Origin of the sequence: Aquimarina mytili (assembly GCF_016735115.1) — a bacterium.
In the GTDB taxonomy this organism is placed as follows: domain Bacteria; phylum Bacteroidota; class Bacteroidia; order Flavobacteriales; family Flavobacteriaceae; genus Aquimarina; species Aquimarina mytili.
The window spans coordinates 481,398-496,813 of sequence record NZ_JAERQJ010000001.1; the positions used below are offsets into that span (position 1 = coordinate 481,398).

18 protein-coding genes are annotated in these 15,416 nt (G+C 38.8%); 2 read left to right on the plus strand and 16 right to left on the minus strand.

What is annotated here, in order from left to right; all coding sequences use genetic code 11:
• Window positions 1-42: 42 nt before the first annotated feature.
• The gene (locus JJQ60_RS02105; protein ID WP_236669014.1) at window positions 43-351 is read left to right on the plus strand and encodes a winged helix-turn-helix transcriptional regulator; all 309 of its coding nucleotides are present in this window, start codon (window positions 43-45) and stop codon (window positions 349-351) included.
• A 13-nt stretch (window positions 352-364) separates the two neighbouring features.
• Here JJQ60_RS02105 and JJQ60_RS02110 read toward each other — a convergent pair whose 3' ends face one another.
• From JJQ60_RS02110 to JJQ60_RS02145, 8 genes are all read right to left on the minus strand, one after another.
• The gene (locus JJQ60_RS02110) at window positions 365-736 is read right to left on the minus strand and encodes a hypothetical protein (protein WP_201916289.1); all 372 of its coding nucleotides are present in this window, start codon (window positions 734-736) and stop codon (window positions 365-367) included.
• Between the two features lie 7 nt (window positions 737-743).
• Window positions 744-1,574, minus strand: a complete 831-nt coding sequence (locus JJQ60_RS02115; protein WP_201916290.1) for a DUF4138 domain-containing protein — start codon at window positions 1,572-1,574, stop codon at window positions 744-746.
• Window positions 1,571-2,500, minus strand: coding sequence for a conjugative transposon protein TraM (gene traM / locus JJQ60_RS02120; RefSeq protein WP_201916291.1), 930 nt, complete (start codon window positions 2,498-2,500; stop codon window positions 1,571-1,573). Before traM ends, JJQ60_RS02115 begins: the two co-directional genes overlap by 4 nt.
• Window positions 2,490-3,104, minus strand: a complete 615-nt coding sequence (locus JJQ60_RS02125) for a conjugal transfer protein TraK (RefSeq protein ID WP_201916292.1) — start codon at window positions 3,102-3,104, stop codon at window positions 2,490-2,492. Before JJQ60_RS02125 ends, traM begins: the two co-directional genes overlap by 11 nt.
• An 11-nt stretch (window positions 3,105-3,115) precedes the next feature.
• A complete protein-coding gene (locus JJQ60_RS02130; protein WP_067030851.1) occupies window positions 3,116-3,958 on the minus strand; it encodes a hypothetical protein in 843 nt (280 codons plus the stop codon).
• 2 nt (window positions 3,959-3,960) lie between these two features.
• Window positions 3,961-4,536, minus strand: a complete 576-nt coding sequence (locus JJQ60_RS02135) for a conjugal transfer protein (RefSeq protein WP_201916293.1) — start codon at window positions 4,534-4,536, stop codon at window positions 3,961-3,963.
• A gap of 4 nt (window positions 4,537-4,540) precedes the next feature.
• Window positions 4,541-6,943, minus strand: coding sequence for a TraG family conjugative transposon ATPase (locus JJQ60_RS02140; RefSeq protein ID WP_201916294.1), 2,403 nt, complete (start codon window positions 6,941-6,943; stop codon window positions 4,541-4,543).
• 271 nt (window positions 6,944-7,214) lie between these two features.
• Entirely contained in the window at window positions 7,215-7,502 is a 288-nt protein-coding gene (locus JJQ60_RS02145) for a hypothetical protein (RefSeq protein ID WP_201916295.1), read from the minus strand.
• Window positions 7,503-7,691: 189 nt separating this feature from the next.
• Between JJQ60_RS02145 and JJQ60_RS02150 the strand changes: the two genes are divergently transcribed.
• Window positions 7,692-8,324, plus strand: coding sequence for an N-acetylmuramoyl-L-alanine amidase family protein (locus tag JJQ60_RS02150; protein WP_201917171.1), 633 nt, complete (start codon window positions 7,692-7,694; stop codon window positions 8,322-8,324).
• Between the two features lie 104 nt (window positions 8,325-8,428).
• On the opposite strand, the gene JJQ60_RS02155 is transcribed toward JJQ60_RS02150, so the two are convergent.
• From JJQ60_RS02155 to JJQ60_RS02190, 8 genes are all read right to left on the minus strand, one after another.
• Window positions 8,429-9,091 carry an ATPase gene (locus tag JJQ60_RS02155; RefSeq protein WP_201916296.1) on the minus strand — a complete coding sequence of 221 codons (663 nt, stop codon included), beginning with the start codon at window positions 9,089-9,091 and terminating at the stop codon, window positions 8,429-8,431.
• On the minus strand, window positions 9,075-9,827 hold the full coding sequence (locus JJQ60_RS02160; protein WP_201916297.1) for a hypothetical protein: 753 nt from the start codon (window positions 9,825-9,827) through the stop codon (window positions 9,075-9,077). Before JJQ60_RS02160 ends, JJQ60_RS02155 begins: the two co-directional genes overlap by 17 nt.
• A gap of 3 nt (window positions 9,828-9,830) precedes the next feature.
• Complete coding sequence (locus JJQ60_RS02165) at window positions 9,831-10,115, minus strand: helix-turn-helix domain-containing protein (RefSeq protein WP_201916298.1); 285 nt, start codon at window positions 10,113-10,115, stop codon at window positions 9,831-9,833.
• A gap of 322 nt (window positions 10,116-10,437) precedes the next feature.
• Window positions 10,438-11,274: an RteC domain-containing protein gene (locus JJQ60_RS02170; RefSeq protein ID WP_201916299.1), complete on the minus strand. Its 837-nt coding sequence runs from the start codon at window positions 11,272-11,274 to the stop codon at window positions 10,438-10,440.
• A gap of 276 nt (window positions 11,275-11,550) precedes the next feature.
• Window positions 11,551-12,465, minus strand: coding sequence for a helix-turn-helix domain-containing protein (locus JJQ60_RS02175; protein WP_201916300.1), 915 nt, complete (start codon window positions 12,463-12,465; stop codon window positions 11,551-11,553).
• An 8-nt stretch (window positions 12,466-12,473) separates the two neighbouring features.
• A complete protein-coding gene (locus JJQ60_RS02180) occupies window positions 12,474-12,959 on the minus strand; it encodes an asparaginase domain-containing protein (RefSeq protein ID WP_201916301.1) in 486 nt (161 codons plus the stop codon).
• 84 nt (window positions 12,960-13,043) lie between these two features.
• The gene (locus JJQ60_RS02185; protein WP_201916302.1) at window positions 13,044-15,014 is read right to left on the minus strand and encodes a heavy metal translocating P-type ATPase; all 1,971 of its coding nucleotides are present in this window, start codon (window positions 15,012-15,014) and stop codon (window positions 13,044-13,046) included.
• Window positions 15,015-15,371: a SpoIIAA family protein gene (locus JJQ60_RS02190; protein WP_201916303.1), complete on the minus strand. Its 357-nt coding sequence runs from the start codon at window positions 15,369-15,371 to the stop codon at window positions 15,015-15,017.
• Between the last annotated feature and the right edge of the window lie 45 nt (window positions 15,372-15,416).

The window sequence follows — 15,416 nt, forward strand, 5'->3', positions numbered from 1 at the left end:
GAGAGCTTTAGTTTTTCAGATAACTTTCTCAGAATGACATTTATGGCCAAAGAAACTACTCTTGAAGAAGGTGGTCAAATAGGTGGTCAAAAAGGTGGTGCAATAGGTGGTGTAACAGGTGGTGTAAAAGGTGTTGCAATAGATGCTATAAATGCACTTACTAAAAGACAAAAAGAAGTTGTTAAACTTATTGCTGCAAATCCATCTATAACCTACAATGAAATAGCCGAAGCGTTAAGTATCAATGAATCTGCTGTTGGAAAACATATAACAGCTATAAAAAACAAGGGCGTCCTAATTCGTCAAGGTGGCACACAAGGTTATTGGGAAATTAAGCTACCGAAAACCTAAAAAACAACTTTCATCAAAAAGGCGATTTATCCTTTGAACCTCTCGCATCTGCCAACCACTTTCCATCCTGCTTAACCAGTTTGAAAATACCAGGCGTTTTGTCATAAGCTGTGGTATATTTTACCCAAGCCACGTCGCCCATAATCGTGTCCTGCAAAACAGTAAAATTGGAATCATCTTTTGGCGTAGCGTTGAACATATTTATGGTATTCATATAGTTAGAATACGCCTGTGGTGTAGAGTTGGCTTTTAAGGTTTCTTCATCCTTTTCATAAAAGCTTTCGATAACAACTTGGGCTGTGGCACTTGGTCCTGAAACTTTAGTTTTAGAATCGGCGCACGAAAGAAACAGTAGCACGAGTGTGAAAATTATAAAATTTTTCATAATGACTTTAATTTGGGTTATTGATATATCTGTGCGATAGTTTCATTTCAATATTTCGTTCACCATCCTTTTCATTCAGTTCTAAAATTGCTCTGCGGTCATTGGATAATGAAAACTTGGGCAATACATAAACGAACCGTACCGTTTGACCTTCTACAATTTTTGAAGGCAGATTATGTTTGTATATCGGCTCTTGATATAGGCGTTGTAACGATTTTCTTTTTCCTTTCTGTCGTGTTTCAATCGAAAGGTTCAAGAAATTCAAATCGTAATCCAAGGTGGAATTATTCTCAATCTGGATAACGAAATAGAGCTCTTCTTTATCAAAAACGATATTCTCAACACTCAAAACAATGCCTTCATTTCGCTTTTTGATTCGACCGATACGCTGTTTTCTATTGAGAAGATACGAGCAGAATTTTTGGTAATAAAAGGTTCTGTTATCTATACGCTCTTCAGAGGATTCAGCAAGAATTGAATCGGTTACAATCGGCTTTTCATTCCCGATACTATTGGATGCTGGAATGAAATAATTGAGCTTAGAAAGCTGTTTTTTATACCTTACAATATACGAAAAAATCGAGCCATTTCGGTTGACTACCAGCAAATTACTTTCCTTTCCTGGCTTGGCTTGCAATAGGCCGAAATACTGTTCTTTTTCACGATTGTAGGTAAAGACAAAATTATCTGAACCGGTTATGCCTTGCCGAATAGGTTCTGGAAAGAAAAGCGCAACATTCTTGGTGTCGTTGGCATATATGGTATCTAATTTTATAGTTGTTTGCGCTTTTGCGAAAGCGAAAATAAATACGGTTAATATGGAAATTGTCACTTTCATAACTTTGGTTTTAGAATTAATCTGTAATTGTTCAGGACGGTTACTTTTACCCGTCGGTTAGAACGCCTGAAAACTTGGGTAAGTCCGCCAACTTGTGGGACACTCGGGATATTTATATCACCAATAACATCATCGAGCACCTCTCTCGTAGCTTCTTCTCTAAAGTTGTTCTCAACATAGATGCCCTCGCTACCGTCTTGCAAATCGAAGGCTTTGAGCTTGGTGGGATGGTGCTTTATGTTTTCAATCTCAATCAATGCACGATTGGGCTGAAAGCTGATAAACCCAAAAATCGGTGTGTTCTTTGGCATCAGTTTGCCATTTATTGTAGCAGCTTTGGTAAGGCGCATCCGTAATCGGGTATTTGCCTGAACAATTTGGTCGCCATCCACGACCACGTAAATCGTTTCGTCTGTATTGCCGATAATTGAAACTTCATTGGGCTGAGGATTGGCAGCAAAGAACAGTTGATGTTCCAAGCCCAGTTCTTTAGCTTCAATTTTTTGAGCTCTTTTAACTTCAGCTGAATCCACCTTTGGTACTGTTTGTTGAACAGCTCGCCTTTGCCCTAAATTTTGATACCGCTTTTCGGAATACTTAATTTTGCCAGCATCATAGATACTGTCAACAATGCGTTCTTTTTCACGTTCCGGTAAATCTGGGTCGTAAAAGCCAAGGGAATCAATCAACTTTTCATCATAGATGCTGGGCGCGTTGGTTTCACGCACTTCCTTAAGGTCATTAATTGCATCGAGTTTGGATTCGTATTCCTTTTGGTTTTCTTCCAAATCAGGAACCAAGGTCTGTTGTAGGCTTTCGTTATCGCTGTCATCATCGCCCATTACCATTACAGAATAGGAAATGAGGAATATGAAAATCACGGCCAATACCGCTGCAAATACTATTTTATTTTTCTCAACTTTCATCGTTTAATTTTTTAAGGGTGTTCTCGAAGTAATTTGTAATCAAAAGTCCGTGCGGATTGTTGGGAAAGTTCCGGTCCACCATAATCAGGTTTCCGGTGGAAACTAATTCATAGGTATCTATGATTGAACCTCTATTAATTTCAAAAATGGTTGTGGTCGTGAAACTATACGTGCCATTGCTTTCTGAAATTCTTGAATCAATACTCAAAACTTTTTGAACCAATGAATACTGAAGCAATCGGTTGTAAACACCATCCGCTTTTTTCTGGCGATACAGATTGTCCACAGAACTATTGCCCAACCAAAGTGCCTTTTCTAAATTCCGTTCATAATTGCTCGCATCGATGTTGTAGAAGTAGTTGTGAAACAATTCCAGATGCGCCAAAGCTTCCACCCTGAAATTTTCCTTTTGTGTAACCAGCTTTAGCGGAATGATACTGCCGTCCGTATTGATGGCAAAGGCACTACTGAGCGCTGTTTTGTTCATATTGTAAACCATTAAAAGCGAAAAGCTGCTGGACAGCAACGCACAGATGACTACGGCTAAAACGATAAACCGATTCAGTTTCAATATTTTGTATATGTTCTTGTAAGGTGTTTTCATTCTGAATTGGATTAGTTGGTAAATAATCTGAGTGTAAACGAGGTGGCACGTCTGTACAATTTGAATTTGAGAAAAACGATAAACCCAACTGAGCCTAATTGAACTACAGGTGCAAAAAAGCCTTGACCTGTATCGGTTCCAAACAGGTTGACCCAGAAATTGGTATTTATTTCCGTGTAAATGGCATTGATAAACACATTGACCAGAAAGAAGGCTGGCACGAGCATATAAACGGCAGCGTACAATTTAAAGAAGGTATAGGCGAGCGAACGGAACTTTTCAAAAACCGCCAAACTAATGACCAATGGAAAGAACGCCTGCATTATTCCCAAGAGGAAAAAACGCTCTGCCAAGAATAGCGGATAGATGAACAAATCCAATATCCAGAGGATGGTACTTAGGATAAAAGCCAATATCTTGAAACCGTAAAGTGGCGTTACCAACGCCTCATACAAAAGCGTCATTGCCGAACTTGCGGCATCAAATAGACTTACATCTTCCTCTAATGGAATATCCTGCATTTGCAAGGGAAGTAACGCAGGTGCCGTGCCCCTATATTGTCCCTCGATGGCTACCAATATCCCATCAAAGAATCCTAACACCTGCGTTGAAAATATGACCAGTAGGACAATGGCAAAATTCTTAGCCAGTTCGCCCGGACTCAATCCCCAAGTGTAACCGTCCTTGTCTGCAATGCCTTCATTGTATTTTTTAAGGATGTTTACCAAAAAGAATAGGACAGCGAGCGTTTTCATTCCGGCAATAGTATATTGCGAAAAGTCGCTGGCCTGTATGGTCTGGAAAACCGTATCAATGTATTCCAACCCAATCCCTAAAATGATGGTCGCTGTCATTGTTAATATTCTGTTTCGCGGTTATTGACTTTATCCTGCATTTTTCTGAAGGAAATAATATCACGATAGCGTTTTGTCTTCGTAGTGATGTTGGAAACCATTTGTTTAGATTCCAGTTCTTTTGCTTTCAATATTTCGGCACGTTCGGCATCGCTCATTTTCAGGTAATCGCTGGATAGGACTTCGTCTATAAAATCCACCGTGTCCAATGAATTTTGTACAATGGTTTCAAAAGAGGCTACAACCCTATCAATTTCTTCGGGTTTGATGTAGGGCGAATTCAGAATATCCTGAAGGTCATTCTGCATTACATTGATAAGGCGCTGATTGTTCTGTGCGATTTCCTCAACCGCCCTTAGCTGTTGAACGACGCTGGATACTTTCTCAATTGCTTCCTTGGCATCCTTCAAGAACTTTACGGACTTGATCATTTCTGCCGTCTGCTTACCAGATTCCAAGAGTTGTTTTACCAAGCTGATAAAGTTGGTATTGTCATAAACTGGCATTCCCTGGCACGCAGCGCGTGCAGGCAGTAAAAAGATGAATACCGTTGCGATAATTAAAATTTTTGTCTTCATAATATTATATTTTAGATGTGAATTGAATGATTGCTTTTTGCATATCCTGATGCTCATTGTAGAGCTTCATTATTTCTTCGTTTTCCTTACCGTCTGTGAGGTAAGCTGCATAGACTTCCTTCGGGACTTCGAGACGGAAGATGTTGCTTTCCCTACCTATTTTGATGAACATTTCGGTGTATTTGCGTGGTCCAGAAAGATTGTTTTTTATGGATTTTAATTGGTTCAGGTCGTGGCTGGACAGATTGAGCCTTTTAACCAATTCGTCATAGCCCTTTTCATTGTTCAGGCTATAGATGACCTGTGTGTTTTCAAGTATACTTGCGGAAGTCGAATTATTAGGCAACTGGTTGATGGACTGAAGAATAATCCCGATGGCACCATTTTGTTTACGAATGGCTTGATAGTAAAATTCCACGCTTTCCAGTACGTTATCAAACTTCAGTTGCTTTGCAAACTCGTCGAATAGGATGATGCCTTTTTCAGCTCGGTTCTTCCAAATCGTTCTTTGGATAGCTGACTTTATTAGTTTGAGCATTACGGATAGGATTTCCTTATTGTCCTTGACTTCATCAAGTTCAAAAACAATCAATCGCTTGTCCTCGATTTTATATGTCTGGTCTTCGCTGACCTCGAACAGAAAACTATATAGACCATCGCCGACGTATTCGGACATTACGTGCAAAAAGCTCGTCACATTGAAGTAGTCGGGATGGATTTTTAAGGTGCTCAGAAGCTCTTTCTGATTCCTTTCTATAAAGCTGTAAAAACCATCCAAAGAGTGATTTTCTGTGGTGCTATCGTAGTAATGGCGCAATATCTTTTTAACCGAAACCGATTGTGCTTTGGTCACTTTCAAATCCGAAGCGAAGAGTTCAAATAGGAATACTGATAGGTCTTCCAAACGTTCAGGTGTCAGGTCGTTTACATCGCTTATGTAGAATGGATTGATACCAAGATTTTTTCCGCTTTCGTAGCGTAGTACCGTGTATTTTTCTGGGTAGAGTTTGGCAAACTTGGTGTAGGATCCACCGAGATCAATAATGACCAGGCGGACACCACTCTCAAAATATTGACGCAGAATGTTATTGGCCAAAAAGGATTTTCCTTCGCCTGTGGGCGCGAAAATAGCAAAGTTACGTGCCTTGATGCGCTTCTTGCGCTCGTCCCAGACATCCTTTAGAACAGGAATGTTGTGTTCCCGGTCGTTAAAGATGATTCCTGTAGTATCGGATTTATAGTTCGTGTTATTAATGAACAAGCACAGGGCGTGCTTCAAATCGGTAACGTATAAATCGTTATTCGAGAAATTGGATGAAAAACAGCAGTAGCTATTCAGAATATAATTCTTCCGTTCTTCGCCTCGTGGATAGTATGGGATGATATCCAGTTCCTTAAATTCGGTTTTGATTTTTGAGGTAATCTTATCGAGTTCTTTGGCATCTTTAGACCAATACACGATGTTCAAATGACCACGAATGATTCGTGCATTGTCATCTGCATTTATTTGGTCAAGGATGTGTTGAATCTTCCCAAGCACCACTTTGTTCTGCGAACCGAAATTTGAACTTTTGTTCAGTTCCTCAACTTTCTTGTCGAGCAGCTTTCGCCACTTTTGCTTGTCATCCAGATATAGAATTTGGTTGACGATATGGTTCTCGTTAAGCGTAAGCCCTAAGCCATCAATAAACCCTTGATGAAACACAAAATCGTCAGAAGTGAATTTCTCATTGGTCTTGCTACTCTGTACACTTTCGCCAAAGCACAGTTCGCTATTGATGGCCAGGGCATCAAAATGGTTTTCGCCAATATTGACGCTTTTCTTTTCTAATATGATGTCCGTGTCAAAACCTTCGTTGAAACCATTGAAATAGCCATTTGTAAGCTCTTGAATCTCTTTCGCTTTAAGCGAAAGGAATGTCATTTTGCGGCTATTGTTTATAAAGGATACAGAATCACTTACCGAATTGACAAAGCTCTTAACGTTGTCATCCAGTTCTTGCACTATTCCCTTTGAAACTTTCCTAAAGGGATTGACGTATTTTGAATTGTTAAGTGCCTTGTTCTTGGTCAGGATGAAAAACAGATAGCATTTATGCTCAATGTGTCCTCGACCTTTGAAATGCTCGTGAGTTACTTTCTCTAAAAAAGTTTTGTTCGGAAGCTGTTCTGAAGAATAAGATTTCTTCAGGTAGATATCCTGTTTATGAACCACAGTCCCCACAGGCAATGATTTTAGAGCCTGAAACCAAGCACCGTGCATATCCTCAAAATCCTTTTCAGATAAGGAATAGATTTCTGGCAAATTCCCTTCATAACACAAAACGACATTGCCATTATTGGCAAACACGATATTGTCTTGAATATCTGCAATGGGTTGATATTTAGAAAGGTTAATCTTGTTCATAGTCGAAGCCTGAATTTCTTTTGTTGCTTATTATTCTGGGAAACGCGTTGGCAGTTTGAAATAGCTGAGGGTTATGGGAAATTCTTGTCAATGCGACATAGAGCCCAGCATTAAAAACCAGTACGCCAATAATTATCCCAAAGCTGAATGAGAAAATAATAACCAAAAGCGACGCGAGAATAGAAACCATCATTAGGGCAAACAGGGAAATGGGCAGCCCAAAAATGACCGCCCGTTTCCTGATGTTTCTATAGACCTCGAACCGTTTCATTTACACAACAATTCCTATGAGATACGTGAATATGCCGACTACGGCACCGGCAATCAAAACAAAGACGAGAACTCGGGTAATCCCTTTTTTAAGGTCAGCATTTTCGCCAAAGAAGTGTCCTGCATTAAACAGGAAACCAACAAGGAAAATGACACCGAGTAAAATGGGAAATACGGTTCTTATTGTATCGCCCACATCGTTAACGGAATCTTCAATGCCACCAATTTGAGCAAATAGCGAAGTGGATAAGAGCGAAAGAAAGGATGCTAAATAGAGTGATTTATTCATAACGTAACAGTTTAAATTTTTGTGTTGTTTTCGTTATGGGAAATTTACATATATTTGAATATAAATAACTGAAAATCAAATATTTGTGAATAAAATATTATTTGGTTTTGTTTGAATTCCGTTGCTATTATTTGGCATCAAATTTTATGAAATTTTGAAGTGAAGTTGTTGATAACCCGAAAATTGAAAATGAAAAAAGTGCTCAAAAACGTCAGTTTTGTCTTTTTGCTTCTAAAAATATGTATCATTTTTGGTCAGGAAACTGCAATCCAAAAACGAATTGTAATTGACGTCGGACACGGTGGAAAAGATTCCGGTGCGATAGGTGTAAATGGCATCCAAGAAAAGGATGTTGTACTCAATATTGCAAATGCCATTTTAAAGTTGAATGATGAGTTAGATAAACCTTTGGAAATTTACTTAACCAGGTACACCGATACGCTCATTTCTTTATCGCATAGGTCGAAGCTGACCAAAGCCTTAAAAGCAGATTTGTTTGTGTCGCTGCATTGTAATCATTCGGATAATCCAAATACACGAGGGATTGAAGTTTATGTGGCAGGTGCAACATCCAAATATTCTGATGATGCCACTTGGCTTGCATTTCAGCTACAGGCTATACTCAATAAACAATTAGGATATGAAAGTAGAGGTGTAAAGTTTGCCGACTTCCAAGTGCTTCGGGAAACTATAAATCATTGTCCCTCGCTTCTTTTGGAATTGGGATTTTTGAGTAATGAGGATGAAGGCAAGTATACTTCAGATTCCAATAACATCCAAAGTATCGCATTGACCGTTTTGCAATCCCTTCAAAAACATTAGAATTATGAAAGAACTATTTTTAGAGTTAACAAAGAGCTTAAAGGATATAGTATTACAATTCATTTCAGAAGTTATTCTGCTATATAAGTCCTTCAGAAATTGAGCTACTTCCTTTTATCCCCAGCCTTAGTATCAAAAGCTATCAAGTTAAACAGCTCTCGCATTCTACTTCGCACACGATTGCCATAACGTTCTTCTAGTTCCTCAGCATTGAGATTAGTAGTGGCGTGAGTTTTAATTTTGCGCTTGGTATCTAGAAAGAGTTCGTAGCGAGACAAGAGAACTTCGCCCATCACATTTAAGTCTTTCCCGTAAAACCTACCAGCAGGTTCAACACCTAAATCATCAAAACAGTAGAATTTGGTATTCCCATATTCCTCTACCGTCTTAAACCCTAAATGATTGAAACCAAACGCCACATTTCGACAAGGAATCATTTCATACGGTCGCTGCATCGGTACGATGTGCCGAAGCAACTTCATTAAGCTGGTCTTTCCACAACCAACAGGTCCAGAAAGTAAAATGCCTTTGTCAACATCGATCCCGTAGGATTCGCAATTCTCTTTGTCCTTGATGAAGTAGGAACACAACTTCAGTAAAATATCCTTATCCTCATCGTAAATCCTAAATTTTTTACCGAACATTAGTCTGCCCTTAGCGTTCAGGTAAATCAAAATTTTCGGGAAATCGTACAAAACACTTTTGCCATCAAAATTTCCCAGCGAATATTCCACGCCACCTTCGATAATTTTAGAGGGGTTGTCCATAATCTTTGTTTTTAGTGGTTCGCAAGTTGTCCTTGATTTGGGACACTTCTTTTTTGTTTGATTTGTTTTCTTCTTCGAAAAGTTCGGTTCTATCCATCCAGTTTGTAGCCAATGAGCGCCAATCCCGTATCGGCTTTCCGTCGCTCGTTTGCCATTCTCGGTCGGCATAGTGCTCGTAGAATTTTTTTCCTTCATCAGAATCAAAACCTTTTTCTTCAAAAAATAAAATAACGGCCTGCCTGCCCTTTGGCTGTTTTATATTGTTTTCTTGTTTGTTATTGTTTGTATTAGATACCAATGCTTGTCCACCTATGGGACGGTGTTGGTACACAACCTGTCCGTTTTTGGGATGGTGGTGTCCCTCAAGCGGTACACCTCTGGGATGGTACTGTTCCGCAAGCTGTTCTAAAATGGGATTGTACTGTCCCGCAACTGGTTCATCACTTGTCCCAATAATGGCCATCTTGATTTTACTGCCTTTGTATGGATTGTTGGAAGGAAAGTAGGATAGGTACTGCCAAGTATCCAAATCAACAATACATCTATGGTATGTTGATTTTGAACCAATCTTGGCAACGCGCATCAATTCCCGTCGGTTTACAAAGAATTCGTTCATAAACCGAGAGCTGTTCCATTCTTGGAACAGCGCCATATACAAACTGATATGGGTAGGATTTAGGCGGTCATCAAAATAGAACTTTTCAAAAGCCGCATTGAGTAGCTTTATATAGTTCATCGCTTAAGAATTTAAACCGTGCTGTACACGGTTGGTATCCATCACTTTTTGAATTTCTTCTGTATCGTAATAGATAATGCCACCAACCTTTGTGTAAGGTAATGTGCCATTGATACGAAGATTTTGCAAAGTGCCCGGACTTACTTGAAGTAAATCCATAACCTCTGAAGATTTAAGGTACTTTTTAAGCTTTCCTTTGGACTGGTTGGTAAGTAGTTTCTTGATGTCATCGAGCAATTCCATTTTGAATTCCCGAAGGTCGTCTGTGGTAATAATACTTGTCGGCATAATAGAACGGTTTTAATAGAAAGGGACTATCTGGGTTCATACTTTTAATTGATAGTCCCTGACCTAATTTGACTTTCGTTCTACAAATTTGAATAGGTTTATTGGATTTTATTCCCCAGTACGACCGTACTACGGTCAAAATTTAACATCTTGAAATTTGTTATGTTTTATACTGTTTTGAGATAATTTTTATAAAATGATGCTATCAAATCACTCTAAAATTTATGGTAAATTGATGCAGAACTCGATTACCGTAGGTCAACCGTACTACGGTCATTTTTTAACAGTTTAAAGCGTCCTATTTATAGTGGGTAATGAAGGTCTATTCCTCACTTTTATCCATTTCAATGAGTAGTGATGTAGAAAGTTCGTCGAGAAAAAGTGTTCTGCTGTTTTTCCTGTTTTTAATGTCCTGATAGGTTTTGTAGATGTCCTTTGGTTCAATATTAAAAAGTTGTTCCAACTTCTTTGAAACTTGCATAATCCCTCGATTGTTTTGTTTTCCCAATCCTTTTGAACATAGAGCGTAGAGCAGTTCCACATAATCTGTGTTGGAAAATGGCCAATCAATTTTTTCCATTGGTTTGATACTCTTGTGTTTTCCGTTTAATCCGTTACGAACCCTATCTTTCTTTTCATCTAAATAGGTCACTAAATAATCATAAGCCTTGTATTTACCCAAAAGCATATCTCTTGGTGTGCAAAATTCAGGGTCTTGGAAGTAGAATTTGGATGTTGTGATATGAAAGCTTTCCAGATAATCCCTTGTGTAATATTCTTTGTCAAAATGGGTAGCCCCAGAATTGACGTATCGACCAAAATCAATATTGTAAAGAAAAAACCGGTTTATTTTATTGATTTTTTTCTTTATCGATTTTAGTTGGGCATCCGTATCGCCTTTGGGAAGCTGAATCTCAAATGAATGTATTTCAGAAAAGTAAATGAGTTTAATGAGTGGAACCTGCTTTGTGTTCTTGAAGAAATTTATCTCATCTTGAACCGTCTTAAATTTCGTTTTGATTATTTCTTTTTTGTAGGCGCTCAGTAGTTTGCGACAGGCCTTTATGGAAAGGTAGGTACTTTCTATAATGTTTCCATTCTGAATTTTGATTTCATCCAGATCCTTTAAAAGTTTTTGAGATAGCAATTGTGAGTTCATAAGCAGGAACTTTAATGATGTAAACCATAGAAATGGGATTTAGTTGATAAGGTTGGTTAAATGATGTCATAGTCCTGCAAAATGGTATAAATGAAAGTCACGCTTCATAAAATTTGTGATTCATTGATGTATTTTAGGGAACTCTATCTAAAGTAACTTTACCTTGGGATTTTTACAAGGAAAACGTACCGTATATAATTACGGAATAGTCCGTATTTTTCTACGGATAACTTGTGAGGCGTTGCCAATAGTGGTTTCTGTAAGAATTGAATTTGTCTATTTTTTCTTCCTGAATCGCTTTAAAAATTCACGCCTATTCTTTACGCCTGTCTTTTTGAAGATATTGGATGCGTGTTTCGATACGGTACTTTCAGCGATGAATAAATCTTTGGCAATATTTCTATAGCTCAAATTGCTCAGAATTGACAAGGCTACCTCGATTTCCCTTCGGGTTAAATCTTCATAGATGATTTTGCGTTCTACCGATTCATCCCGTTGTTTTTTCTTTAGCGCGAATACCTCATACATTCGATTATTGTTTTCTATAAAGTACAAATACCTATCTGCTTCAATAGCGGTTATCGCAAAAAAAGCCAAGTTCATTACTGTAAAAGTTATCCATTGGTAGTCGCCTATAACCGTACAAATGGGTAATAAGGCTATGCTTGCCACACTAACCATCGACAGCTTGTTTCGCCTTACTATAAAGGTATTTGGATTGCTGGGATTTGCGATTCTACGGTAAAAAATAAATAGAAAAATGAAGGCTATTATAGAAATGGGAATGGTAAAAAGAAAACGTGCCGATTTCAGCGAATCTGTCAGGAAATAAGGAATCAAAAATAAAACTACAAAGCTAACGCTTGCCAGTATAGCGAGATTTCTAATAGATGAGTTGAACTTCAATACAACGATGTCATACTCTTTATAAAGGTAGTAAACAATGTAAACGCAAAGCGCAATGGCCACACCGTATGTGATGATATATTGAAGGATAAAAGGTCCGGGAAAGTTTTCTACGGGTAGAAACCCGCCAGTGGCATTATAGGCAATAAATAAAATTCCGAGATAAAGAAATCGCCTTAGGCTACTGCGAGTTTTCTTTCTTGAAAAATAAAGGGTAAGCAATACAATGAACGTATCTATTAAAAGATAGAAGAACGTTGTCCAATGTATTGATGTCCCAAACATTTATATTTCTACTCATTGCGCTCAAATTTGTTGGTTTCTAAATTTTTTGAAACATTGTTCCAAAGAAAAATTTGTCCGTTCATAGCAATATAAACATCCGGTTTTAGAAGCTGAAGCGAGCTGATTGCATATCCTAAATTAAATGGTGCATCTGTATTCTCAGATGAACCTAAAGTGAAAGACCCAACCAGAATAATGGTTTTTTTCAGATTGAGTCTTCCGATATATTTTGCGGTATCTTCCATAGTGAAAGTACCGTGTGTTATTAAAATCTTAGTCGCATTAGATTCCTTAATCTTGCAAACCAATTGCTCTCTGTCATCATCCGTTATGGCTCTGCTATCTTTTTTGAAAACACTTTCTATGGTGTATTCAAAACCAATATTGGCTTTATCAAGAAAGCCTTGAATACTGATATTTGATTGGGTAATACCTTGACCATCTACATAATCCAGTCCCTCAATGGTGCCACCTGTTGTAAGAATATGTATCATAAAATAGGACGTGTTGTGACCAATAAAGATAGCGGATTTTTATCGGTAAATATTTAGCAGCAACATTATGAGAACTTTGAAAGATTATGATTCCCATTTCATCCGTTGCAACCGAACCGCATTTAAAATAGCAAGCAACGCCACACCCACATCGGCAAACACCGCTTCCCACATTGTGGCAAGACCACCTGCACCAAGAATAAGCACAATTACTTTCACCCCAAATGCCAAGCCAATATTTTGCCAAACGATACTTCGGGTAGAACGCCCAATTTTTATTGCTCTTGCAATCTTGCTTGGTTGGTCGGTTTGGATGATAACATCTGCCGTCTCAATGGCAACATCGCTACCCAAACCACCCATTGCGATACCTACACCACTTGCTGCCAATACAGGCGCATCATTAATACCATCGCCTATGAATGCCACTTTCGTTTCAGGTTGTTTTTTGAGTTCTTCGACCTCGTTTAACTTATCTTCCGGCAATAAACCACCTTTTGCCCAATCAATATTCAATTCTTTAGATACTTGCTGGGTAATGGAATCCTTATCGCCCGAAAGCATTATGATTTTTGAAATACCAGCCTCACGTATTTGCTTAATGGCTTGGTGGGCATCTTCCTTCAGCTCATCGGCGATGGTCACATAGCCTGCAAACTTTCCATCAATGGCAACCATTACTATGGATTCTACAATGCTATCGGTTTCAGAAGGTACTTCGATGCTGTTCGAGGTCATCAATGCTTTATTACCGACCAAAACGGTTTTTCCGTTGACCGTTCCTTTTAAGCCTTTTCCAGCGACTTCAGAAACTTCGGTCGCTTCCAAATCTGCACCATCTGCCTTATATTCCAAAATTGCTTTTGCAATGGGGTGGGTGGATTGTTCTTCCATCGCCATCAGGTATTGCATAAATTCCGCTTCCGCGAAAGCGGATTTATTGACCACTTCCTTAATCTTAAAGACCCCTTTGGTAACAGTTCCCGTTTTATCCATTACCACGGTATTAACTTTGGTCATTGCATCCAAAAAGGATGCGCCCTTGAACAAAATACCGTTTCGGGATGCTGCACCCAGGCCGCCGAAATATCCAAGCGGGATGGAAATGACCAATGCACAGGGACAGGAAATAACCAAGAAAATCAACGCACGATAAAGCCAATCCCTAAATACATAATCGTCCACAAAAAAGTAAGGCAAAAACGTTAAGCCGATAGCAAGAAATACAACGATAGGTGTGTAAATCCGTGCAAACTTTCTGATGAACAATTCAGTCTTTGATTTGCGGGCGGTGGCATTCTGAACCATATCCAGAATACGGGCAATAGAACTATCCTTAAATTCTTTGGTGGTTTCAACTTCGATGACACCATCGAGATTGATACTTCCCGCAAAAACCTTTTCGCCTTTTGCAATCGTATCGGGCTTGCTTTCGCCCGTTAACGCTGCGGTATTAAACGACCCTTTCTCTGAAAGTAAAATACCATCGAGAGGTACTTTTTCACCCACCCGTACTTGAATTTTCTCGCCAATCTCGACGGTTTCAGGATTGACAGAGACAAAATCATCATCACGATAGACCAATGCTTCGTTAGGGCGCACATCGAGTAGTGCTTTGATATTTCTTTTGGCACGGTTGACCGCTGCATTTTGAAACAGTTCGCCTACGGCATAGAAAAGCATAACCGCCACACCTTCGGGATATTCGCCTATGGCAAATGCCCCCAAAGTGGCAATGGACATCAAGAAAAATTCCGTAAAGAAATCGCCTTTTAAGATACTGTTCCATCCTTCCCGTATAACGGGAAATCCCACCGGGATATAAGCTACTGTATACCAGACAACACGAATCCAACCTTTAAAAAACGGAAAGGCATCAAAATAATCAATGGCAATACCAGCAATCAGCATCACAAAGCTGAAAATGGCAGGCAAATAAGTTCTGAAGTTTGACAATTCTTCCGGACTGCTGTGATTGTGTCCGTCATCGTGGCTGTGCTCGCCCTTATGTTCTTTAGGGTCTATGTCGCGTAAATTTACTTTTTTCTTTTTCATCTATTTTGATATCCAAATTTTAGCTTGTTCTTTATCTTTTAAATCGAAGTATTTTACTTCCGAGCTTGTGAAGAAGTCGGTGGCTTTCGCAGCCCATTCTTGCCATTTCTTTTCGCCAACAAACGCCATTTTCCCATAGTCATCGATATGTGCGGCATCTGTTTTTATGTCTTCCCAAAAACCTTTTAGAGTATAGCCTTCAAAATCTTCCATTTCAAAATAAAAGTCCACTTTGTAACCCTTGTCGATGATTCTATGGATTTGTTTGTGAATGGTCTTTAAATTTTCTTCGTTCAATTTACCCGAAAGCTTTGCGGCAATCAGGCTCTCTTTATTCGTATCTATAAACTGTATCATAAGTTCTTATTTTTCAGCGTTCAAAGTACAGGTTTAAACCGTGCA

What these genes read in the sequence shown, in the direction of transcription:
- JJQ60_RS02105 (WP_236669014.1), top strand. Translation starts at nt 43, where the DNA reads ATGGCCAAAGAAACTACTCTTGAAGAAGGTGGTCAAATAGGTGGTCAA.
- JJQ60_RS02110 (WP_201916289.1), bottom strand. Translation starts at nt 736, where the DNA reads ATGAAAAATTTTATAATTTTCACACTCGTGCTACTGTTTCTTTCGTGC.
- JJQ60_RS02115 (WP_201916290.1), bottom strand. Translation starts at nt 1,574, where the DNA reads ATGAAAGTGACAATTTCCATATTAACCGTATTTATTTTCGCTTTCGCA.
- traM (WP_201916291.1), bottom strand. Translation starts at nt 2,500, where the DNA reads ATGAAAGTTGAGAAAAATAAAATAGTATTTGCAGCGGTATTGGCCGTG.
- JJQ60_RS02125 (WP_201916292.1), bottom strand. Translation starts at nt 3,104, where the DNA reads ATGAAAACACCTTACAAGAACATATACAAAATATTGAAACTGAATCGG.
- JJQ60_RS02130 (WP_067030851.1), bottom strand. Translation starts at nt 3,958, where the DNA reads ATGACAGCGACCATCATTTTAGGGATTGGGTTGGAATACATTGATACG.
- JJQ60_RS02135 (WP_201916293.1), bottom strand. Translation starts at nt 4,536, where the DNA reads ATGAAGACAAAAATTTTAATTATCGCAACGGTATTCATCTTTTTACTG.
- JJQ60_RS02140 (WP_201916294.1), bottom strand. Translation starts at nt 6,943, where the DNA reads ATGAACAAGATTAACCTTTCTAAATATCAACCCATTGCAGATATTCAA.
- JJQ60_RS02145 (WP_201916295.1), bottom strand. Translation starts at nt 7,502, where the DNA reads ATGAATAAATCACTCTATTTAGCATCCTTTCTTTCGCTCTTATCCACT.
- JJQ60_RS02150 (WP_201917171.1), top strand. Translation starts at nt 7,692, where the DNA reads ATGAAAAAAGTGCTCAAAAACGTCAGTTTTGTCTTTTTGCTTCTAAAA.
- JJQ60_RS02155 (WP_201916296.1), bottom strand. Translation starts at nt 9,091, where the DNA reads ATGGACAACCCCTCTAAAATTATCGAAGGTGGCGTGGAATATTCGCTG.
- JJQ60_RS02160 (WP_201916297.1), bottom strand. Translation starts at nt 9,827, where the DNA reads ATGAACTATATAAAGCTACTCAATGCGGCTTTTGAAAAGTTCTATTTT.
- JJQ60_RS02165 (WP_201916298.1), bottom strand. Translation starts at nt 10,115, where the DNA reads ATGCCGACAAGTATTATTACCACAGACGACCTTCGGGAATTCAAAATG.
- JJQ60_RS02170 (WP_201916299.1), bottom strand. Translation starts at nt 11,274, where the DNA reads ATGAACTCACAATTGCTATCTCAAAAACTTTTAAAGGATCTGGATGAA.
- JJQ60_RS02175 (WP_201916300.1), bottom strand. Translation starts at nt 12,465, where the DNA reads ATGTTTGGGACATCAATACATTGGACAACGTTCTTCTATCTTTTAATA.
- JJQ60_RS02180 (WP_201916301.1), bottom strand. Translation starts at nt 12,959, where the DNA reads ATGATACATATTCTTACAACAGGTGGCACCATTGAGGGACTGGATTAT.
- JJQ60_RS02185 (WP_201916302.1), bottom strand. Translation starts at nt 15,014, where the DNA reads ATGAAAAAGAAAAAAGTAAATTTACGCGACATAGACCCTAAAGAACAT.
- JJQ60_RS02190 (WP_201916303.1), bottom strand. Translation starts at nt 15,371, where the DNA reads ATGATACAGTTTATAGATACGAATAAAGAGAGCCTGATTGCCGCAAAG.